The 18704-nt window shown below is 49.9% G+C and carries 14 protein-coding genes; 12 read left to right on the top strand and 2 right to left on the bottom strand.

Going from position 1 to position 18704, the window contains the following annotated elements; translation table 11 throughout:
• Nucleotides 1-236 precede the first annotated feature (236 nt).
• Complete coding sequence (gene trhO / locus ACFSUB_RS11565) at nt 237-1202, bottom strand: oxygen-dependent tRNA uridine(34) hydroxylase TrhO (protein WP_380713410.1); 966 nt, start codon at nt 1200-1202, stop codon at nt 237-239.
• Nucleotides 1203-1398: 196 nt separating this feature from the next.
• On the opposite strand from trhO, the gene ACFSUB_RS11560 reads away from it, so the two are divergent.
• The 8 genes from ACFSUB_RS11560 to ACFSUB_RS11525 all read left to right on the top strand — a co-directional run bounded on the left by ACFSUB_RS11560 (nt 1399) and on the right by ACFSUB_RS11525 (nt 12238).
• Nucleotides 1399-2805, top strand: coding sequence for an FAD-binding oxidoreductase (locus ACFSUB_RS11560; RefSeq protein WP_380713409.1), 1407 nt, complete (start codon nt 1399-1401; stop codon nt 2803-2805).
• Entirely contained in the window at nt 2798-4099 is a 1302-nt protein-coding gene (locus ACFSUB_RS11555; protein ID WP_380713408.1) for a (Fe-S)-binding protein, read from the top strand. The genes ACFSUB_RS11560 and ACFSUB_RS11555 overlap by 8 nt, the downstream gene beginning before the upstream one ends.
• Nucleotides 4100-4369: 270 nt before the next feature.
• Nucleotides 4370-5200, top strand: coding sequence for an MIP/aquaporin family protein (locus tag ACFSUB_RS11550; RefSeq protein WP_380713407.1), 831 nt, complete (start codon nt 4370-4372; stop codon nt 5198-5200).
• Nucleotides 5201-5273: 73 nt separating this feature from the next.
• Nucleotides 5274-6764 (top strand): glycerol kinase GlpK, encoded by a 1491-nt coding sequence (glpK, locus tag ACFSUB_RS11545; RefSeq protein WP_380713406.1) that lies wholly within the window; start codon nt 5274-5276, stop codon nt 6762-6764.
• Between the two features lie 289 nt (nt 6765-7053).
• Nucleotides 7054-8712 carry a glycerol-3-phosphate dehydrogenase/oxidase gene (locus ACFSUB_RS11540; protein ID WP_380713405.1) on the top strand — a complete coding sequence of 553 codons (1659 nt, stop codon included), beginning with the start codon at nt 7054-7056 and terminating at the stop codon, nt 8710-8712.
• 68 nt (nt 8713-8780) lie between these two features.
• Nucleotides 8781-9770 (top strand): zinc-binding dehydrogenase, encoded by a 990-nt coding sequence (locus ACFSUB_RS11535; protein WP_380713404.1) that lies wholly within the window; start codon nt 8781-8783, stop codon nt 9768-9770.
• Between the two features lie 36 nt (nt 9771-9806).
• Nucleotides 9807-10928 (top strand): oxidoreductase, encoded by a 1122-nt coding sequence (locus ACFSUB_RS11530; RefSeq protein WP_380713403.1) that lies wholly within the window; start codon nt 9807-9809, stop codon nt 10926-10928.
• Nucleotides 10929-11512: 584 nt separating this feature from the next.
• Nucleotides 11513-12238, top strand: a complete 726-nt coding sequence (locus tag ACFSUB_RS11525) for a FadR/GntR family transcriptional regulator (RefSeq protein ID WP_380713402.1) — start codon at nt 11513-11515, stop codon at nt 12236-12238.
• 397 nt (nt 12239-12635) lie between these two features.
• Here ACFSUB_RS11525 and ACFSUB_RS11520 read toward each other — a convergent pair whose 3' ends face one another.
• Entirely contained in the window at nt 12636-13919 is a 1284-nt protein-coding gene (locus ACFSUB_RS11520; protein ID WP_380713401.1) for a TolB family protein, read from the bottom strand.
• A gap of 124 nt (nt 13920-14043) precedes the next feature.
• Between ACFSUB_RS11520 and ACFSUB_RS11515 the strand changes: the two genes are divergently transcribed.
• The 4 genes from ACFSUB_RS11515 to ACFSUB_RS11500 all read left to right on the top strand — a co-directional run bounded on the left by ACFSUB_RS11515 (nt 14044) and on the right by ACFSUB_RS11500 (nt 18463).
• Nucleotides 14044-14547, top strand: coding sequence for a GNAT family N-acetyltransferase (locus ACFSUB_RS11515; RefSeq protein WP_380713400.1), 504 nt, complete (start codon nt 14044-14046; stop codon nt 14545-14547).
• A 130-nt stretch (nt 14548-14677) separates the two neighbouring features.
• Complete coding sequence (locus ACFSUB_RS11510) at nt 14678-16591, top strand: BglG family transcription antiterminator (RefSeq protein WP_380713399.1); 1914 nt, start codon at nt 14678-14680, stop codon at nt 16589-16591.
• Nucleotides 16591-18012 (top strand): PTS fructose transporter subunit IIC, encoded by a 1422-nt coding sequence (locus ACFSUB_RS11505; protein WP_380713398.1) that lies wholly within the window; start codon nt 16591-16593, stop codon nt 18010-18012. Before ACFSUB_RS11510 ends, ACFSUB_RS11505 begins: the two co-directional genes overlap by 1 nt.
• A 1-nt stretch (nt 18013) precedes the next feature.
• Entirely contained in the window at nt 18014-18463 is a 450-nt protein-coding gene (locus tag ACFSUB_RS11500; RefSeq protein WP_380713397.1) for a PTS sugar transporter subunit IIA, read from the top strand.
• The last annotated feature ends 241 nt before the right edge of the window (nt 18464-18704 follow it).

Genomic DNA, 18704 nt, shown 5'->3' with positions numbered 1-18704 from the left:
TACCGGCGGATATCTGTCAACGCATCGGCATGTATACCCCTTGATTCCGCTCGTATTTCCTCTGATTCGGCATGTAAATACCGGTATTCCGCCCGTAATAAACCGGTCCGCCGGTAACGGCCTCCATTTGGCATGTAAAACAAGGTGTTCCGCACGTAAACAGGGACATTCCGACTGTATCCCAACCGACCGCACAAAAAAACTGCCCGCCAGGGGGCAGTTTTTGCGGCAGTACATTATACTCTCTGTTTCAGACTTTCCCCAATTTCGTTCAACCGCTCTTCCCACTCCTCCTGATTCATGGAATGTTCGACGATGTAGCGGTTCTCCGGATCGACGCGGCACTCAGGCGAGCAGCTGCGCAAATACTTATACTCGTTTTCCTCGGAGCAGAGGATTTGGTCGTTACACTCCGGAGCGGCGCAGTTGACGTAGCGCTCGCACGGTTCACCGTCAAAGTGGTCGCGGCCGACAACGACATGCTCTTCCTGGTTGATCGGCACGCTGATCCGTTCATCGAAGACGTAGCACTGGCCGTCCCAGAGTTTGCCCTGCACTTCTTCGTCTTTGCCGTACGACACGATGCCGCCGTGAAGCTGGTTCACGTTCTCAAAACCTTTGTTTTTCAACCAGCCCGAGAATTTCTCGCAGCGGATGCCGCCGGTGCAGTACGTAAGGATTTCTTTGCCTTCGAGCTCTTCTTTGTGCTCTTCAATCCATTCCGGCAGTTCCCGGAAGGCGTTGATGTCCGGGCGGATGGCCCCGCGGAAATGGCCGAGATCATATTCGTAGTCGTTGCGGGCATCAATGATGATCGTGTTCTCCTGCTGCATTTTTTCGTAGAACTCTTTCGGGCTCAAATAGTTGCCGGTGAGTTCATTTGGATCAATGTCATCTTCGAGTCGGAAGGAGACAATTTCGTCGCGGTGGCGCACGTGCATCTTTTTAAAAGCATGGCCGTCCGCCTGATCAATTTTACATTCGATGTCGGAAAAACGCGGATCTTTCCGCAGGTCTTCCATATATTGATGGGTCTGTTCCACCGTGCCGGACACGGTGCCGTTCAGCCCTTCATGTGCCACGAGAATCCGTCCGCGCAGACCGAGTTCTTTGCAGTAGTCCAGATGCTCGATGGAGAACGTCTCCGGATCGTCGATATACACGTACTTGTAGTAAAGCAGTACCTGATAATTGTTTTCCATTTTCATCACCTATCTGTGTCATATTTGCAAGATACACACGCGTATAGGCTTATACGGGTTTCTTACAATAGTCTATTGTAAAGAGAAACACCCCCATTTCGCAACCATTTTTGAAGCAGGTGCTTCTTCCGCTGCATTTTCAGCCCGGGCGGAAAGGTTTATAATAAAAGAAAAAAGCAGAAAGAAGGGTCCCGTGATGCAGGAATGGGTGGAGGAGCTGCGGAAGCGGCTTCCCGAAAAACAGATAATGACAGAGACGGCGGACCGGTTCAGCTACAGCTTTGACGCGTCTTTCGGCGAATACCTGCCGGAAGCGGTCGTGCAGGTGAAATCGACAGAAGAAACCGTGCATGTGATGAAAACAGCGAACCGGCACGGGGTAGCGGTGACGCCGCGGGGCCAGTCCACGAGTCTGAGCGGCGGGCCCCTCCCGGTGAAAGGCGGCATCGTGCTCGACATGGCGCAGTGGCCGGAAAAAACAGATGTCTTTGCGGATGACTTGATTGCTGTCGTATCACCGAGTGTATTGACGGCGGACATAAACAAAACGGTGGAACCGCACGGTCTGATGTATCCGCCGGACCCGAGCAGTGCGCATGTGTGCACGATCGGAGGGAATCTTGCCGAGAACTCCGGCGGCCCGCGCGGCTTAAAATACGGCGTGACGAAGGATTATGTGATCGGCCTTGAGGTGGTGACACCGGAGGGAGAGGTTATGAAAACCGGCGGCCGGACGATCAAGAATGTCACCGGGTTTGATTTGACGAAGCTGATCATCGGCTCGGAAGGAACACTCGGTGTCATTACAGAAGCGGTCGTAAAACTGGTGCCCAAACCCCCGGAAGTTCAGACGCTGATGGCAGTATTTGATGATGTGGAACTGGCAGGACAAGCTGTTTCGAAAACGCTTACGTCCGGCATCCTCCCTTCTAAAATGGAATTTGTCGATCAGGAATGCATTAAGGCCGTGGAAAATTATAATCCAATTGGGCTGCCGGTGGAAGCGGCGGCGATTCTGATTATCGAACTCGACGGTCATCCGGAAGCGATATCGATCGAGACAGAACAGGTGGAGCGCATTATGCAGGATCTTGGTGCAACCGACACAAGGATTCCGGAAACCGCAGCAGAAGCCGCAGAAATATGGCAGGCGCGGAAGCTTGTCTCGCCGGCGATCGCAACGATTAAGCCGACAAAAGTGGCAGAGGATGCCACCGTCCCGCGCAGCCAGATCGGACCGATGATGGGGCGGCTCCAGACCATTAAGGAAAAATACCATGTTGATCTGGTAGTGTTCGGCCATGCCGGGGACGGCAACCTTCATCCCGACGTCATGTGTGATAAGCGTGACTCAGAAGAAATGGAGCGTGTGGAACACGCGGTGGCCGAAATTTTTGAAGCGGCAATCGATCTTGGCGGAACGCTCTCGGGGGAGCATGGTATCGGGACGATGAAATCCGCCTTTATGGAACAGGAACTGGGACCGGTCGGTGTGGATATGATGAAGCGGATTAAAGAAGCCTGGGATCCGAATAACATCCTCAATCCGGGCAAAATTTTCCCTGAACAGGGACAGACAAGGTTGGTGCTGCGTAATGAGTAATGGAACGTCCCTGAAAGACGCACTCGCTTACGACAAGACCTTTGACTGTGTACAGTGCGGCTACTGCCTGCCCGCCTGTCCGACCTATGAAACAATGGAAAAGGAAACCCATTCGCCGCGCGGCCGTATTAATCTGATAAAAATGGTGGCAGAAGGCAAGGCTTCCCTTGATGATTTGAAAGAACCGATTGAAAAGTGTCTCGGCTGTATGGCTTGTACGACTGTCTGCCCGACGGATGTGCAGTACGGGGATCTTCTTGAGGCAGCGAAAGAAACGCTCGAAAAGCATGAAACCAAAACAAAAGCGCAGCGGAAAACGGAGGATTTTCTGTTCGGTTCATTTTTTCCTTCGGCGTCCTGGATGAATCGTCTCGGTCATGCGACATGGCTCTATCAGGCATCCGGTATGCAAAAAGCTGCCCGCACGCTTCGTTTAACGTCGATGGCGCCGCTTCATCTCGGGGAATTTGAGCAGCTCGTTCCGGCCCAGCCTTCTCCGAAAGAAAGAAAAGCACGGAGCCGGCGGGTGAAGCCGGACGGTGTATCAGTGGCCAAGGTGGCTTTTTTCACTGGCTGTGTGATGGACAGCGTATTTTTCCGTACAAACCAGAACACGGTGGAACTGCTTCGTCTTTCGGGCGCTGAAGTTATTCTGCCGGAGAATCAAACGTGCTGCGGGGCGCTTCATGCTCACGCCGGCAAAATCGACATGGCAAAAGAGCAGGCAGCCGCTAATATTCAGGCGTTCGAAGAAGAGGACGTGGATTATATCGTCAACAATGCCGGCGGCTGCGGCGCAAGATTGATCGAATATGATCATATGTTTGAAGAAGGGACAGAGTGGCATGACCGGGCACTTGCCTTTACAGCGAAAGTAAAGGATATTTCGGAAGTGCTCGTTGAGCTCGATGGACTGGAATTTTCAAAAGAAGTGTCCAAGACCATTACGTACCAGCCGTCCTGTCACATGACCAATGTGCAGCGCGTGACAACCCCTCCACGTCAGTTGATGGAAAGCATTCCCGGTCTGACGCTCAAGGAAATGAACAATCCGGACTTTTGCTGCGGTTCGGCAGGGATTTATAATATCGTAAACTATGAAGATGCAATGGATATTCTCGATGTAAAAATGAAAGACGTGAACGAAACGGCGCCGGAATGCATCGTCACCACGAACCCGGGATGTCTGCTGCAGATGAAATTGGGAGTGGAGCGCGAAAAGCAAGGAGATGCCATGGAAGCCGTTCATCTGGCGGATCTTCTCATGGAAGCCGGTCCGCAGTCACGGCCGTAGATATTTTAAAAACAGGGCTGGAATCATATGTATGAACATTTTACATTCATAATAAAATACACATAATTTGACAACGTTTTCAGTTAGTTGTAAGGTAATGCCAGGTTAATAATGTGATGGAGACAGTGAGATTCACACCAGCTTTTAGATGCGGGGAGACGTATGTATTATATCTAAAAGGCGGGTGTGAATTTTTTTGTTCGATGCCTGTAAAGGTGTCTTGTATTCACTACCTTTAACCGACATTTACTACAACAGGAGGGTATAGATATGTCTCCCTTTCTTGGAGAACTGCTTGGGACTATGATTCTCGTTATTTTAGGGTGCGGCGTAGTAGCCGGCGTCACATTGCGTGGTTCCAAGTCGGAAGGCGCAGACTGGATCGTTGTATCGATCGGCTGGGGACTGGGCGTTGCCATGGGTGTGTACGCTGTCGGGAGTTTCACCGGCGCTCACATCAACCCGGCCGTAACCATTGGTTTTGCGGCGGCCGGCACGTTTCCGTGGGCGGACGTTCCGGTTTATATCGCAGGACAGATGGTCGGCGCGGTCCTTGGTGCCTGCGTTGTGTATTTTCATTATCTCGCTCACTGGAGCAAAACCGAAGACAAGGGAGCAAAACTAGGGGTGTTCGCGACAGACCCCGCGATACGAAATTACCCGGCCAACCTCGTCAGTGAGATTATCGGCACATTTATTCTTGTGCTCGGGCTGCAGTTCATCGGCGCAAATGAGTTCACAGAAGGGTTGAATCCCCTTATTACCGGGCTGTTGATCGCAGCTATCGGCATTTCGCTCGGCGGCCCTACAGGTTATGCTATTAACCCGGCACGGGATCTTGGGCCGAGAATTGCGCACGCGTTTCTGCCTATTCCGGGCAAAGGTCCTTCCGACTGGGCTTACGCGTGGATTCCCATTGCCGGACCGATCATTGGAGGGGTCTACGGCGGTGTGTTTCACCAAGCCTTTTTCGTTGGGAATGTAACGCCGGTGTTCTGGATATTCACTGTTATCGTAGCCGCAGTACTCGTCCATGCGTTCATGAACGATGTCCAGGAAACCAAACAGACGATGGAGGCAGGTCAAAATCATCAGGCATAATAAAACAGAACGGTCGCAAGACACATAGTATCTATTTTACAATGAAACTATCACTAAAAAGAGGTGTTTTTCGATGGAAAAGTATATGTTGGCTTTGGACCAGGGGACAACAAGTTCAAGAGCGATTTTCTTCAATGAATCAGGAGAAATTGTAAAAACGGCGCAGAAAGAATTCACACAGTATTTTCCTCATCCCGGATGGGTCGAACATGATGCATCAGAAATATGGGGAGGTATTCTGGCAGTCATTGCTACCGCTCTCACAGAAGCCGATATCGATCCGAAGCAGATTGCAGGCATCGGTATCACCAATCAGCGTGAAACAACCGTTATCTGGGACAAGCATACAGGAAAGCCGATCTATAACGCGGTCGTATGGCAGTCCCGCCAGACCGAACATATCTGCCGCGAACTCCGCGATCAGAATCTGAACGAAACGTTCCGGAATAAAACCGGACTGCTTCTTGATCCGTATTTTTCCGGTACGAAAGTGAAGTGGATTCTGGATAATGTGGAAGGCGCCCGCGAAAGAGCGGAGAACGGTGACCTGCTGTTTGGCACCATTGACACATGGCTGATCTGGAAGCTTTCCGGCGGTCAGGCGCACGTTACCGATTATTCCAACGCCTCCAGAACGTTGATGTACAATATTCACGAACTTCAGTGGGACGATGAATTGCTTGATATTCTCGGCGTTCCAAAGTCCATGCTTCCTGAAGTTCACCCTTCATCGGAAGTTTACGCCAATACCGTCGATCATCACTTTTTCGGCCAGAGTGTTCCGATTGCCGGCGCAGCCGGAGATCAGCATGCCGCATTATTCGGACAAGCCTGTTTTGAAAAAGGTATGGCCAAAAATACGTACGGCACCGGCTGCTTTATGCTCATGAATACCGGAGAAGAAGCGATTCAGTCGGACAACGGACTTCTTACCACCCTGGCCTGGGGCCTGGACGGCAAAGTCGAATATGCGCTTGAGGGAAGTATTTTCGTCGCCGGTTCTGCGATTCAGTGGCTCCGTGACGGGCTCAACATGCTCAATGATGCTTCCGAATCCGAAGGGCTTGCCCAGAGAGTGGACTCCACGGAAGGGGCGTATGTTGTGCCGGCATTTGTCGGGCTGGGCACACCGTACTGGGATTCCGATGTCCGCGGTGCTGTGTTTGGCTTGACCCGCGGCACAGAGAAAGAACACTTTGTCCGTGCCACACTGGAATCCCTCGGCTATCAGACAAAAGACGTGCTGAATGCGATGGAAGAAGACGCTGGAATCGAAGTAAGCACCTTGCGGGTTGACGGCGGTGCGGTGAAAAATGACTTTCTTATGCAGTTCTTGAGTGACATTCTGGATATTCCGGTGGAACGTCCGGAAGTGAATGAAACGACTGCGCTTGGTGCTGCCTACCTTGCCGGGCTTGCAGTCGGTTACTGGAACAGCCGCGACGACATAGCGAAAAACTGGAAAGTCGATGAAAGAACCGAACCCGAAATGGATGACAGCCAGCGCGAAAACCTTTATAATGGATGGCAGAAAGCAGTAAAAGCAGCACAGGCTTTTAAATAACGGCACAAGTTAATAGATGGTTGGAGCTCATGAGAAACCGGAAAACCCTTTTTTCAAATAACGAGAAAAGGGATTTTCCGGTTTTTTTATAGTTAAAAGAGTATTAAAAATTGCGTTTTAAAAATCCAGCTGCAGGCGCCTTGCGCTTTTCTTGTGCCGCCGTTCCAATGTAATCGGTGATTGGGGAAAGAATCCCTGCGGAAAAAAGAACAGAATCAGCGTTTATTCATCTATAATCGGCGGAATTCTATTCTTTACCAGTCAAAGAATATAAAAGGAGGACAAAATAATGGGTGCTTTTTCAAGTAAACAACGCAACAGCCAAAAGGAACATATGAGCAATACAGAATTTGATGTATTGGTTATCGGAGGAGGGATTACAGGCTCCGGCATTGCGCTCGATGCAGCGACAAGAGGAATGAATACGGGTCTGGTGGAGATGCAGGATTTTGCGGCAGGCACGTCCAGCCGTTCGACGAAACTCGTGCACGGCGGACTTCGTTACTTAAAACAGTTTGAAGTGAAAATGGTGGCTGAGGTCGGTAAAGAACGTGAAATTGTGTATCAAAATGCGCCGCACGTGACGACGCCGGAATGGATGATGCTTCCATTCCACCAGGGCGGTAACTTCGGTCCATTCTCCACGTCGCTCGGCCTCCGCGTTTATGACTTTCTCGCAGGCGTGAAGAAGAGCGAACGCCGGAAAATGTTCAGCCGCGAAGAAACGCTGCGCCGGGCTCCGCTTCTTAAACAGGACGGACTCCGGGGAAGCGGCTACTACGTGGAATACAAAACCGATGACGCCAGGCTTACGATTGAAACAGCCAAAGAAGCGGCAGCTAATGACGCTTCCATGATCAATTACACAAAAGTGCTCGATTTCGTTTATGACGGAGAAAGAGCCGCCGGTGTCACTGTGGAAGACCAGCTGAGCGGGGAAACGTACACCATCCATGCCCGCAAAATCGTGAACGCGGCAGGGCCGTGGGTCGACCAGCTCCGTGAAAAAGATAATGCGAAAAAGCAGAAACACCTGCGCCTCACCAAAGGAATCCATCTCGTTTTTGATGACACCGTGTTTCCATTGACCCAGGCGGTTTACTTCGATACGCCGGACGGCCGCATGGTGTTTGCGATTCCGCGCGAAGGCAAGACGTATGTCGGAACAACAGACACTGTCTATGAAGGAGATATTGCCAATCCGAAAATGACAGAAAGCGACCGCGATTATCTGCTGGACGCGATTCAAGACATGTTTCCGAAAGTAACCATCACCAAAGATGATGTGGAGTCCAGCTGGGCCGGTCTTCGTCCGCTGATTGCCGAAGAAGGAAAAGATCCCTCCGAGATTTCCCGCAAAGACGAAATCTGGGAACATGATTCGGGAATCTTTTCGATCGCCGGCGGAAAGCTTACCGGCTACCGGAAAATGGCACAGCACGTGGTGGATAAAGTGGCCAGCCGTTTTAAAGAAGAATACGGTGTCGCTTTCCAATCCTGCCAGACAAAATACTGGAAGCTTTCGGGCGGTGACGTCGGCGGCGGCAAAGGTTTCCCAGGTTTTTTGAAGGAAAAAACGAACGAAGGGGAAGCTCTCGGGCTGTCAGCAGAAGAAGCGGCATATTTGGCGCGGACCTATGGTTCCAATGTTGACCAACTGTTTGCTGATGTGAAAGACGCCGGCAAAAAAGGACCGCACGGCATGACACCGTTTGTGTATGCCCAGGTGAACTACGCGCTGGAACAGGAAATGACCGAAACCCTGATGGACTTTTTCACACGACGCACCGGAGCTCTCTTTTTCGATATTCATTGGGTGCATGACTGGAAAGAGGCAGTCCAGTCGTACATGGCCGAAGAACTGGAGTGGAGCGGAGAACAGGCGGCTCAGTACCGGGAGATGTTGGAAAAGCAGCTTCATGATGCCGTTGTGCCGGTTCAGGGATAACAACGCGGTTTGTTTGAAATACTCTCCTGTGAGGTATAGCACAATGACAACTAAGGGAGGGTATAAATATGAAAGCACTAGCTATTAATGAGCCTGGCTCGGTTGATAATATGGAACTTATGGATATGGAAACCCCGGAACCCGGTCCGCAGGAAGTTCGGGTCAAGGTTCACGCCGTCGGTCTGAACCCGGTTGATTATAAATTAGTGGAAGGCGGAGGCCTCCCGGAATGGAAGTACCCGCATATTTCCGGACTGGATGTGGCCGGGGAAGTAGATAAGACAGGAAGCAGTGTCACGGATTGGCAGCCCGGGGATAAGGTTCATTTTCACGCCAGCCTTGCCCACCAGGGAGGGTTCGCTGAATATGTAACGGCTTCCCGAAGCGTCCTGGCTCCTCTTCCCTCCGGATGGAGTTTCGCCGAAGCGGCCACTCTGCCGACTCCTGCGCTCACCGCCTATCAGGCCCTTCACCGGAAAGTGCGGATGAACCAAGGCGGAACCATTCTGATTCAGGCCGGGTCCGGAGCGGTAGGAGGATTTGCCATCCAGCTTGCTGCACGTGCCGGGATGCGTATTATAACCACGTGTTCGCCGGAGAACAACGAGTACGTGAAGAATTTGGGTGCGCATGAAACGATTGATTATCATACCGAAAATATTGTGGAAAAAGTACACGAGTACACCAATGGCCGCGGAGTCGATATTGTGATGGATATGGTCGGCCGGAAAACGGCAGAGGAAGCATTTGATTACCTCGCTTTCAATGCTGATCTTATATGTGTCGCCGACCTTCCGGATATGGAGCGCTATACCCCGAAGACACTCGCTCCGAGCATCCATGAAATTGCGATTGGGTTTGTGTACCGCTCGGAGGATTACGAGCAGATTGCCGACCTCGGCCGAATGGCAGAAGAGGTAGGAGAGCTCGCAGCTTCTTCGGCCCTTCAACCGATGCTGGAAGAGGAAATCAATCTTGAAGATGTACCGGATGCGCTGCGGCGCATGAGAGACGAGCGGATCCGCGGAAATATCACAGCTCACGTAACGCACGCCTGAGCTGGTGTGTACCCAACAGAAAGACAGGTGATCGATGTGGCAGACTATGAGAACACGCTTTTTGAGCAGGAGCATATCAGTAATCACATTCTGAAAAACCGTTATATCACAGCGCCGATGACGAGGGTTAGTTCGGATGAAGACGGCACGCCCAATGAGAGGGTGCGGCAGTATTATGAACAGTTCGCCGTAGGCGGGTTCGCAGCGGTTATCACAGAAGGCGTCTATCCTGATACGGCTTACAGCCAGGGTTATGAGTACCAAGGCGGTCTCGCCACCGAAAAGCATAAGGAAGCCTGGAAGCCGATTGTCTCTGACATGCAGCATCGCGGCGCAAAAGTTATTGCCCAATTGATGCACGCCGGGGCCCAGTCACAGGGCAATTACTATAAAGACACATCGGTCGCTCCCTCGGCCTTCCAGCCGCCCGGCGGAAAAGTGCCGGTGTACGGCGGGGAAGGGGAGTTCCAGACGGCGGAACCCCTTTCCAAAGAGGGCATAGACGAGGTGAAACGTGGTTTTGTCCAGTCGGCACGTCTGGCCCGGGAAGCAGGATTTGACGGCATCGAACTGCACGGCGCCAATGGCTACCTTCTGGATCAGTTTTTGTCGGAAACCATCAATGTCCGTGACGATGAATACGGTGGTTCCGTCGAAAACCGGCTCCGCATGCTCGTTGAAACGATTCATGATGTGCGGGCGGAAGTCGGTTCGAATATGATGCTTGGCATCCGCATCTCCCAGCTGAAAGCAACCAACCCGCATTTCCGCTGGCCCGGCGGTGAAGAAGATGCACGAATCATCTTTACCGCACTCGGTGCCTCCGAAGTCGACTACATTCATATTTCAGATATGGATGCAACGGCGCCGGGATTCGGAAAAAATACGATGACGATGACCGAAGCAGCACAGAAATTCAGCGGCGTGCCTGTTATCGCATGCGGCAGCCTGTCTGATCCGGAGACAGCGTCATCGCTGATTGAAAATAACATCGCTGATTTTATCAGTATCGCCCGCCAGGCACTGGCCAACCCGGATACACCGATCCGGGTCAAACGGGGATTGCCATTGGATGAGTTTGATAAAGAAGCAATCATGAAACCCAAAGCCTATATCAAAGACGAAGAATTTGAAAAAGAGCTGGCAGAAGATATATAACAAATAGAAGGGCTGTATCAAAAAAGATGCAGCTCTTTTTTGTCTAACATGGAACGTGGATGATGTTGCAGACACTTTCCTGTGGAGAATGTCCATGAACGCAGCTATGCAAAAGAGCACCTCCTCTGAAAAAACTTTAAAATCACATATCATAGAAACTCAAAGAAATCTTAAGAATATAAGAGGAAAATAGGGATGACGAACGCTTTCATTTTTGATGTTTTCGTTTTCATGCTAAACACCCGCTTTTGAGCTTTCAGCTGGTGTGATGGATAATGAAAAAAGCATAAACGAAGAAAGCGGGGATGAACAATGAAGAAATTCCTTAAAGCTGTAGCCAGCGTTATCGTAGATGCAGGCGAACTTCAGAAAGAAGCTGAAAGACGCTTTCCAAATACCAACGTACAGTAAATAGATACGGGAGTTTTCCATAAAGGAAAGCTCCTTTTTTATATTCATGCAGGGTATGCTGATTCCCCATCAAAGGATTGGGGATACGCGGATGGGCGGAAAAAAACAAAACGTCCCGCGCTGCGGTTCTATGTTATAATGAGCCCAGCTTTACACGAAGGAGTCCACGCTGGATGACGTATAAACAGATTGAAACCAAAAAAATCGCGGAAATCGTCCGTGAACAAATTGAAGATATGATCAAAAACGGCGACCTCCAGCCCGGGGATAAACTCGATTCTGTCGTCACCCTTTCTGAACAGTTTCAGGTCAGCCGCTCTGCGGTCCGGGAAGCGTTGAGTGCGTTGAGAGCGGTCGGCATTGTGACGATTAAGCAGGGCGAAGGCACGTTTGTGAATAATTACGATTTCTCGGGTGTCCTGGATCCAATGAAGCCGGAGCGGATCATCTCCAATAAAGAAATGCTGGAATTGTTTGAAGTTCGAAAAATCATGGAAGTGGGCGCGGCGGAACTGGCCGCGGAGAAACATTCAACAGCACAGCTGGAACAGGTGAGACAGGCGCTTGTTGAAATGGGCGGCGCCTCTGTGGAAGACAATGTCGGTGAAGCGGCGGACGTTGCCTTTCATATGGCGGTGGCCGAAGCGTCCAATAACCAATTGATGATAGACATGATGCACCAGCTCTCAGACACCCTCCGCAGGACAATGTTTGAAAGCCGCCGCATCTGGCTGTTCTCGGAAAAGAAAAGTCTGCAGCGGCTTTATGAGGAACACGAGAGAATTTTAAAAGCCATGGAAAACGGCGACGCCGCCGCTGCCAGAACGGCGATGCTGGACCATCTTACGCAGGTGGAAGCTGCGCTGCAGCTCCAGCAGACCAAAGGGCAGGAAGGATAAAGGGGCCGGACTAGCCGGATAGAGGTTAGATCACGATCCGAACGATGATACAGAATGCGGTACGGGGCATGTGTCATGGTTCGGATATTTTTGTTGATAAGAACATGCAGTTTATGGCATGTTCGGTCATCAGCCCATCCCCGGCTGCTCGAAGGGGCGGGAATACATAGACGCCAAACGTTCCTGCTTACCCGCGCAATACCGCCATTTACCTGCCAATGTTGGTCTTTTACCTGCCGAACACAGTGATTTACCCGTCAACCATGCATAAATACCTGCCAACACACCAAAAGAGACAACGGGTAGCGACAAGTCATTTCATAAGAAAAGACGGAGCAGGGTTCTGCCCCCACACTCCGTCTTTTCGAATAAGCTGTTTTGTCCTTGTTTTTCTCGATTAAGGTATCTTACGTGATAAAATTCCGGTGATCCAGAACACGACGGCAAAGATGATCAGAGCCGTGGCAGCCGGTCCTACTGCCAAGTTGATGAGCTGAAATGTCCATGGGTCCTGGAAGTTCAGTATATATCCCGCAGCACTTCCTGCTGCGCTGATTACAACAGGGATGTAGACGGCTTTTCTTCTGCGGCGCAGCAAAAAGACGATCGAAACTCCAAACATCAGATACAATGCGGCAGTGACCGTATTATTCATGAAAAAGCCGGCAGCCGCCCCCAGAAGAACATGCTTTTGTATTCCTGTTACTTCCGGCTCAAGGGTCGTGGCATTGCCGCTTGATGTATCCATGGAGCGGAGGTGATAGTCTGCGGCTCCATTTGGCCAGTTCCTATCCTCCATGTACAATATTCTGTCCGCTTCGTGATAGAATACCATCGACTCCACGTTCGCCGCAGACGACGTCATTCGCTGTGTCTGCCCATCGTTTTGATCCAGAAGAAAAAGGTCATATTGAAAGTTCCCGTTGCTGCTTGTATTTGTTACGGCGGTGTAAGCAATACGTTCTCCGTCCGGTGAAAGCGAAGCTCCGTACATTCCGCTTGGCAGCTGCCGGTAAGGGGCGGGAATTTCTGTCCCTTCCGTGAGTACCGTGGTTTCGACGCTTTCTTCGCTTCCACTGCTTACTGTGAACATGAGATAATCACCGGAAGGAGCAACGGACAAGTTGTTCATTAAATAGTAGTCCTGTTCTGTTACCTGGGATACGTCGCCGGACTGTCTTTCTATTTCAAAAATATCGAACCCGGCGGTCGATTCAGCACTCGTGGCCATCCATTCGTCTGCCGGCATCCCAATGGCATATATCGACTGCCCGTCTGGAGAATACACGGCGTCTTCGAAGTGCATCTTTTCTCCTGATGGCTGCACGCGCTCGGTGTCCCCGTTTTTCACCGTATATAACGATTGGATGTCTGATGTTGATGCGCCAAGAAACAGCAGTTCAGAACCATCCGGTGAGAAAGCCGGAGCCGTTTCTTTGATGCCATCTTTACTGGTGACGCGTTCTGCTTCTTTGCCATCGATGGAAGTTCGGTACAATTTGGTGGTACCTTGGACATAATAAGTGAAAGCAATGCCTTCATCCTGTGGCGCGATGGCTGCTTCCTCTCCCATGCCGGAATAAAACCTATCGTTATCAAAAGCAAAGGATAAAAGAAGGGAAACAGTCAGCAGGACGCCGGTCAGTAAGGCAAATGCAGGAATCAAAAAAGAACGTTTCATATGTAACCGCCTGCCTTTGATATTATTCCAACCTCTATCATAGCACTTACGCGGTAATGAACATAGTTGTCCTCCTGTTTTTAGGAAAAAGGATAGAGAACAATAATGGAAGGGAGCGATGAACATGCTGCAAACAAGAAGAATGACCGTAGAAGATGCAGGTGCCTGCGCTGCGCTTCGGGAAGAAGCACTGCTTGCTTCCCCGGAGGCTTTTGCGGTGACACACGAAGAAGAAGCAGCAGATGGCGATTTTATGGGCATCGTGCAGGAACGCTTGTTGTGGAGACACGCGGTGACGATTGGCGTGTTTGAAGACGACACTTTGGTCGGCACAGCTATGCTTTTAAAAAACACACTGCAGAAAATGGAGCATAAAGCAGATCTGGAGGGGATGTACATTACCACGTCTTTTCGCGGGAGAGGAGCGGGTTCCAAACTGATGAACGCTCTCCTGGAGCAGGCACGCCTTTGGGACGTGGAACAGCTTCAACTGGCGGTTGTTTCTTCGAATAAGCAGGCGAAATCTTTTTACGAGTCGGTTGGATTTCAGGCGTTTGGTACCGAATCCAGGGCTCTTAAATGGCAGGGAAGCTACTGGGATGAAGAACATATGGTTCTGTTTCTTTGATGAACCACCACACACATCGGCGCTTTCAAGCGTTTTCCGCAAATTGTGGAACAAGATGAAAACGTTCTGTGCCGGTATTTGCTATACAATAAAAGTGTAAGGGATTTCAAAAAAGGAGGGAGGTGAAAAGGTGGAACAGCTGAATGCACGGCAGGTCCGGTTATTGCTTTATCTGCTTCATCATGAAGGGTTTCATGCGTCCCAGATGCTCGGAAGGGATTTTCAGGTTACATCCCGCACGGTCCGTAATGATGTGGACCGGATCGCGGAGTTTATCGATGATTTGGAACTTGATGCAGAAATCACCAGAAAACCAAGTGAAGGGATTCAACTGCAGACATCCATCAAAACAGCTCAGATTATAAAAATGGCATTGCGTCCGCATCCGGATACGCTTGATAAAACGTTAAGAGACCTTCTTTTCGAATTCGCTTCCAAGGCGTCTTACATTCATATGCAGGATGTGATGGATCGTTATTTTGTAAGCCGCTCCAAAGCAGTTCAGCTATTGGGTGAATTGGAAACATGGCTTAAGCGTTATGGTCTGGAGCTGGAACGCAGGAAACAAAAGGGCTTCCGTCTCCTGGGGGAGGAGTGGCAACTAAGGCAGATGATGAAAGACGTCTCTATAGAAGAGAAGAAAAGCGACCACTCGGATTATGATTTTCAGCTGGTTTTCCAGGAATTTAAACAAATGGAACAGCAGCTTCAATTCCCCCTGACAGACCGGGCTCGTAATAATCTACTGTATCATACGTTAATATTTATACAACGCCTGAGGTTGGGGAACGTTATTGAAGAAGATGAACGAAAAGCGGACGATTCACTGCACCGGCATCCTGAGTATCAAACGGCCTGTGACTTTGTCCGCCGCCTTGCCGGCCTTCTGCAGATTCGGATTCCCTCACAGGAGGCAGAATATTTTGCTCTGCATCTGCTTGGCAGCAAGCGCGAGAGAATGAGTACACCAGAAACAGATGATATGGACCGCTGGAATCTTTTTGACAATAAAGCAACAGCAATGATGGAGACATTTATAGAAGCGGTAGCAACTGACTTTTCAAAGGATATGGCCCGTGACGATGATTTTAAAAGTGCATTGGTTCTTCATTTTCAAACGACACTACACCGTCTTCGGTATGGTCTGCGTGTGGAAAATCCGATTCTTCAGGAAATAAAAGAAGAGTATGAATCGTCATTTGATTGGGTGAATTACTGGGTGCAGAATGTAGAGGATCCGCTGATGAAAGATGTTCCGGAAGATGAAGTAGGGTTTCTTGCGATTCATCTTCAATCGGCTATTGAAAGACACCGCCAGATGAACGAACCGATCCGGAAAGTGCTCATCGTCTGTGAAAGCGGTATGGGGACCGCCTATCTGATAAAAGAAAAATTCAATAATCTATTCCCTGGAACACGGAATACAGAGGTGTCGGCTGTTCATGAGTGGAAAAGAAAAAAAGAGAGGCTGCAGCCGGACTTGATTCTTTCTACTGTAGCGATTGACGACGAGCGCGTATTTCAGGTTTCTCCGGTTTTTTCCAGAGAAGATCAAAAAGCACTGGTCCGTTGGATGAATACAAAGGAAGAGACGATCCCTTCTCTTGTTAAATACAGCAGTGCTTCGCTGTTTTTCTCCGGTATGGAGGCCGTTTCCAGAAACGATGCGATTGAACAACTCGCAGATGCCTTGGTTGAACAGGGATATGCACGCCGTGGCCTGAAAGAGCATGCACTTGAACGGGAAACCCTTGGAAGTACAGCTATCTCTTCCCAGATAGCCATTCCGCACGGACACAGGGAAGATATTATTCATTCGGTCATAGCTGCAGCGCTGTTAAAAGAGCCTGTTGAGTGGGGTGGGCAGGCTGTTTCGATCTTATTTTTTATTGCTGTTGATTACCATTCACCGGGTGAGGCGGAAACGCTTTTTAAAGAACTTTTTCATATCTCCGGAAATGAAGATTTGACCGCTGCTTTGAAAAAAGCGGCAACGTATGAGGAATTTACTACCACACTGAGACAGAGAGAGGAGAGTTCGTGATGAAACTAGTCGGCATTACATCATGCCCTAATGGTATTGCCCATACGTATATGGCGGCAGAAGGCCTGAATAAAGCGGCAAAAGAAAAAGGCATGGAAATTAAAGTCGAAACCCAAGGGTCAATAGGGGTTGAAAATGAGCTGACAGAAGAAGATATTGAACAGGCGGACGGAGTTGTGATTGCAGCGGACAAATCTGTTGAAAAATCACGTTTTCAGGGAAAACCGGTGCTTGAAACGGATTCGTCGGAAGCTATTAACAATGCCGGAGAACTGCTTGCCAGATTTGAAACCGGAGATGTGGAAGTATACGGTCAGCAGTCAGGAAAAGAAAAGGCAAAAGAAAAAATAGATGAAGAGAAATCAAAGAAGAAGAAAAAGCAGAATCCGGTGTACAGGCACTTGATGAACGGGGTCTCCTATATGATTCCGTTTGTTGTAGTGGGCGGTCTGTTAATTGCGATTTCACTCAGTTTGGGAGGAGAACCATCTGCGGACGGTCTTGCGATTCCGGAAGGATCTTTCTGGAGTTCCATTAATCAAATGGGAAGTACAGCTTTCAGTCTCATGGTACCGATTCTGGCAGGGTTTATCGCGATGAGTATTGCGGACCGCCCGGGTCTTGCACCTGGTATGATCGGCGGGTTTATCGCAAACGACGGAAGTTTTTACGGGAGTGAAGCAGGTGCCGGCTTTATCGGAGGCATTCTTGCCGGATTTCTTGCCGGTTACATTGCGAAATGGATTAAAGAAGTAAAAGTACCGGAAATCATTCAACCGATTATGCCGATCCTCATTATCCCCATTCTGGCATCGCTTGCCGTTGGTCTGATTTTCATTTATGTTCTGGGAGCACCGATTGCCGGTTTGATGGAAGCACTGACAAACGGGCTGGAAGGAATGGAAGGCGGAAGCCGGATATTACTTGGTATCATACTGGGTGCTATGATCAGTTTTGATATGGGAGGACCTTTCAATAAGGTGGCTTTCCTGTTTGGTGCCGCCCTTATCACCCAGGGGCAGCCTGAAGTGATGGGAGCTATTGCTGCAGCAATCTGTACGCCTCCTCTCGGCATGGGTCTGGCTTCTCTTATGTTTAAAAGGAAATTCAAAAATGATGAACAGGAAGCCGGCAAGGCCGCTGTAGCGATGGGACTTGTCGGTATAACAGAAGGGGCCATCCCGCTTGCTGCAGCCGATCCATTCCGTGTCATCCCGAGTATTATGGCTGGAGGAATGACCGCCGGTGCCATTGCCATGATGGGAGGCGTTGCCGACCACGTGCCGCACGGCGGACCGATTGTCGCGGTGTTTGGTGCAATAGACAATGTTCTCATGTTCTTCCTTGCCATTATCGTCGGTACGATTGTAACAGCTGTTCTTGCGAATATCCTGAAAAAACCAACTGTGGAGGGATCCTGAGATGGACATCGAAGCACTATTACACAAAGAATCCGTAGATACATCGCTTGAGAACACGGGTAAAGAAGGAGCGCTTGAGGAAATGGCGGGATTACTGCCGGAAAAGGTGCTGAGTGATAAACAACAGTTTCTGCGTGACGTGCACGCACGGGAGAATGAAGGAAGCACCGGTATTGGATTCGGTTTTGCCATTCCTCATGCCAAATCAAGCGGAGTCGATGAAGCTGCTATAGCGGTTGGGAAGTCTCCTGCCGGCATTGAATGGGCAAGCATGGACGGTCAGCCGGCTGAAGTTGTCTTTTTGATTGCCGTTCCTGAAGAAAGCGCCGGGGATGAACACCTGAAAATACTACAGCAGCTGTCGAAAAAAATGATGGACGAAACATTTCGCAGCGAACTCAAGCAAGCCGGAACGAAAGAGGCCGTCATCGATATCCTATCCGGGATATAATCACAAAAGCGGAGGTGCCGTGAAGCGCCTCCGCTTTTTAAATGATGTCAATATACATGTTGCCTTATTCCATCTTTCATTTTATTGATACCACTGCCATTAAGCCTATATGATGAGACTATACGCTATTCATCTTAGATATTGTCATGATTTATTATAAGGAGGGGTTTATGTGAGTGCAGAAGAAAATCAAAAGTCCGGGGGGACGATCCGGGCGAAGGTGCAGAAGTTCGGCAGTTAC

Origin of the sequence: Salibacterium lacus (assembly GCF_042684865.1) — a bacterium.
GTDB lineage: Bacteria > Bacillota > Bacilli > Bacillales > Marinococcaceae > Salibacterium > Salibacterium lacus.
This window is presented reverse-complemented; position numbering and strand designations above follow the sequence as displayed.

Excerpts from the sequence above, each read along its gene's own strand:
- ACFSUB_RS11550 (WP_380713407.1), top strand. The coding sequence starts at position 4,370 with ATGTCTCCCTTTCTTGGAGAACTGCTTGGGACTATGATTCTCGTTATT.
- glpK (WP_380713406.1), top strand. The coding sequence starts at position 5,274 with ATGGAAAAGTATATGTTGGCTTTGGACCAGGGGACAACAAGTTCAAGA.
- ACFSUB_RS11540 (WP_380713405.1), top strand. The coding sequence starts at position 7,054 with ATGGGTGCTTTTTCAAGTAAACAACGCAACAGCCAAAAGGAACATATG.
- ACFSUB_RS11515 (WP_380713400.1), top strand. The coding sequence starts at position 14,044 with ATGCTGCAAACAAGAAGAATGACCGTAGAAGATGCAGGTGCCTGCGCT.
- ACFSUB_RS11525 (WP_380713402.1), top strand. The coding sequence starts at position 11,513 with ATGACGTATAAACAGATTGAAACCAAAAAAATCGCGGAAATCGTCCGT.
- ACFSUB_RS11500 (WP_380713397.1), top strand. The coding sequence starts at position 18,014 with ATGGACATCGAAGCACTATTACACAAAGAATCCGTAGATACATCGCTT.
- ACFSUB_RS11520 (WP_380713401.1), bottom strand. The coding sequence starts at position 13,919 with ATGAAACGTTCTTTTTTGATTCCTGCATTTGCCTTACTGACCGGCGTC.
- ACFSUB_RS11535 (WP_380713404.1), top strand. The coding sequence starts at position 8,781 with ATGAAAGCACTAGCTATTAATGAGCCTGGCTCGGTTGATAATATGGAA.
- ACFSUB_RS11555 (WP_380713408.1), top strand. The coding sequence starts at position 2,798 with ATGAGTAATGGAACGTCCCTGAAAGACGCACTCGCTTACGACAAGACC.
- ACFSUB_RS11505 (WP_380713398.1), top strand. The coding sequence starts at position 16,591 with ATGAAACTAGTCGGCATTACATCATGCCCTAATGGTATTGCCCATACG.
- ACFSUB_RS11560 (WP_380713409.1), top strand. The coding sequence starts at position 1,399 with ATGCAGGAATGGGTGGAGGAGCTGCGGAAGCGGCTTCCCGAAAAACAG.
- trhO (WP_380713410.1), bottom strand. The coding sequence starts at position 1,202 with ATGGAAAACAATTATCAGGTACTGCTTTACTACAAGTACGTGTATATC.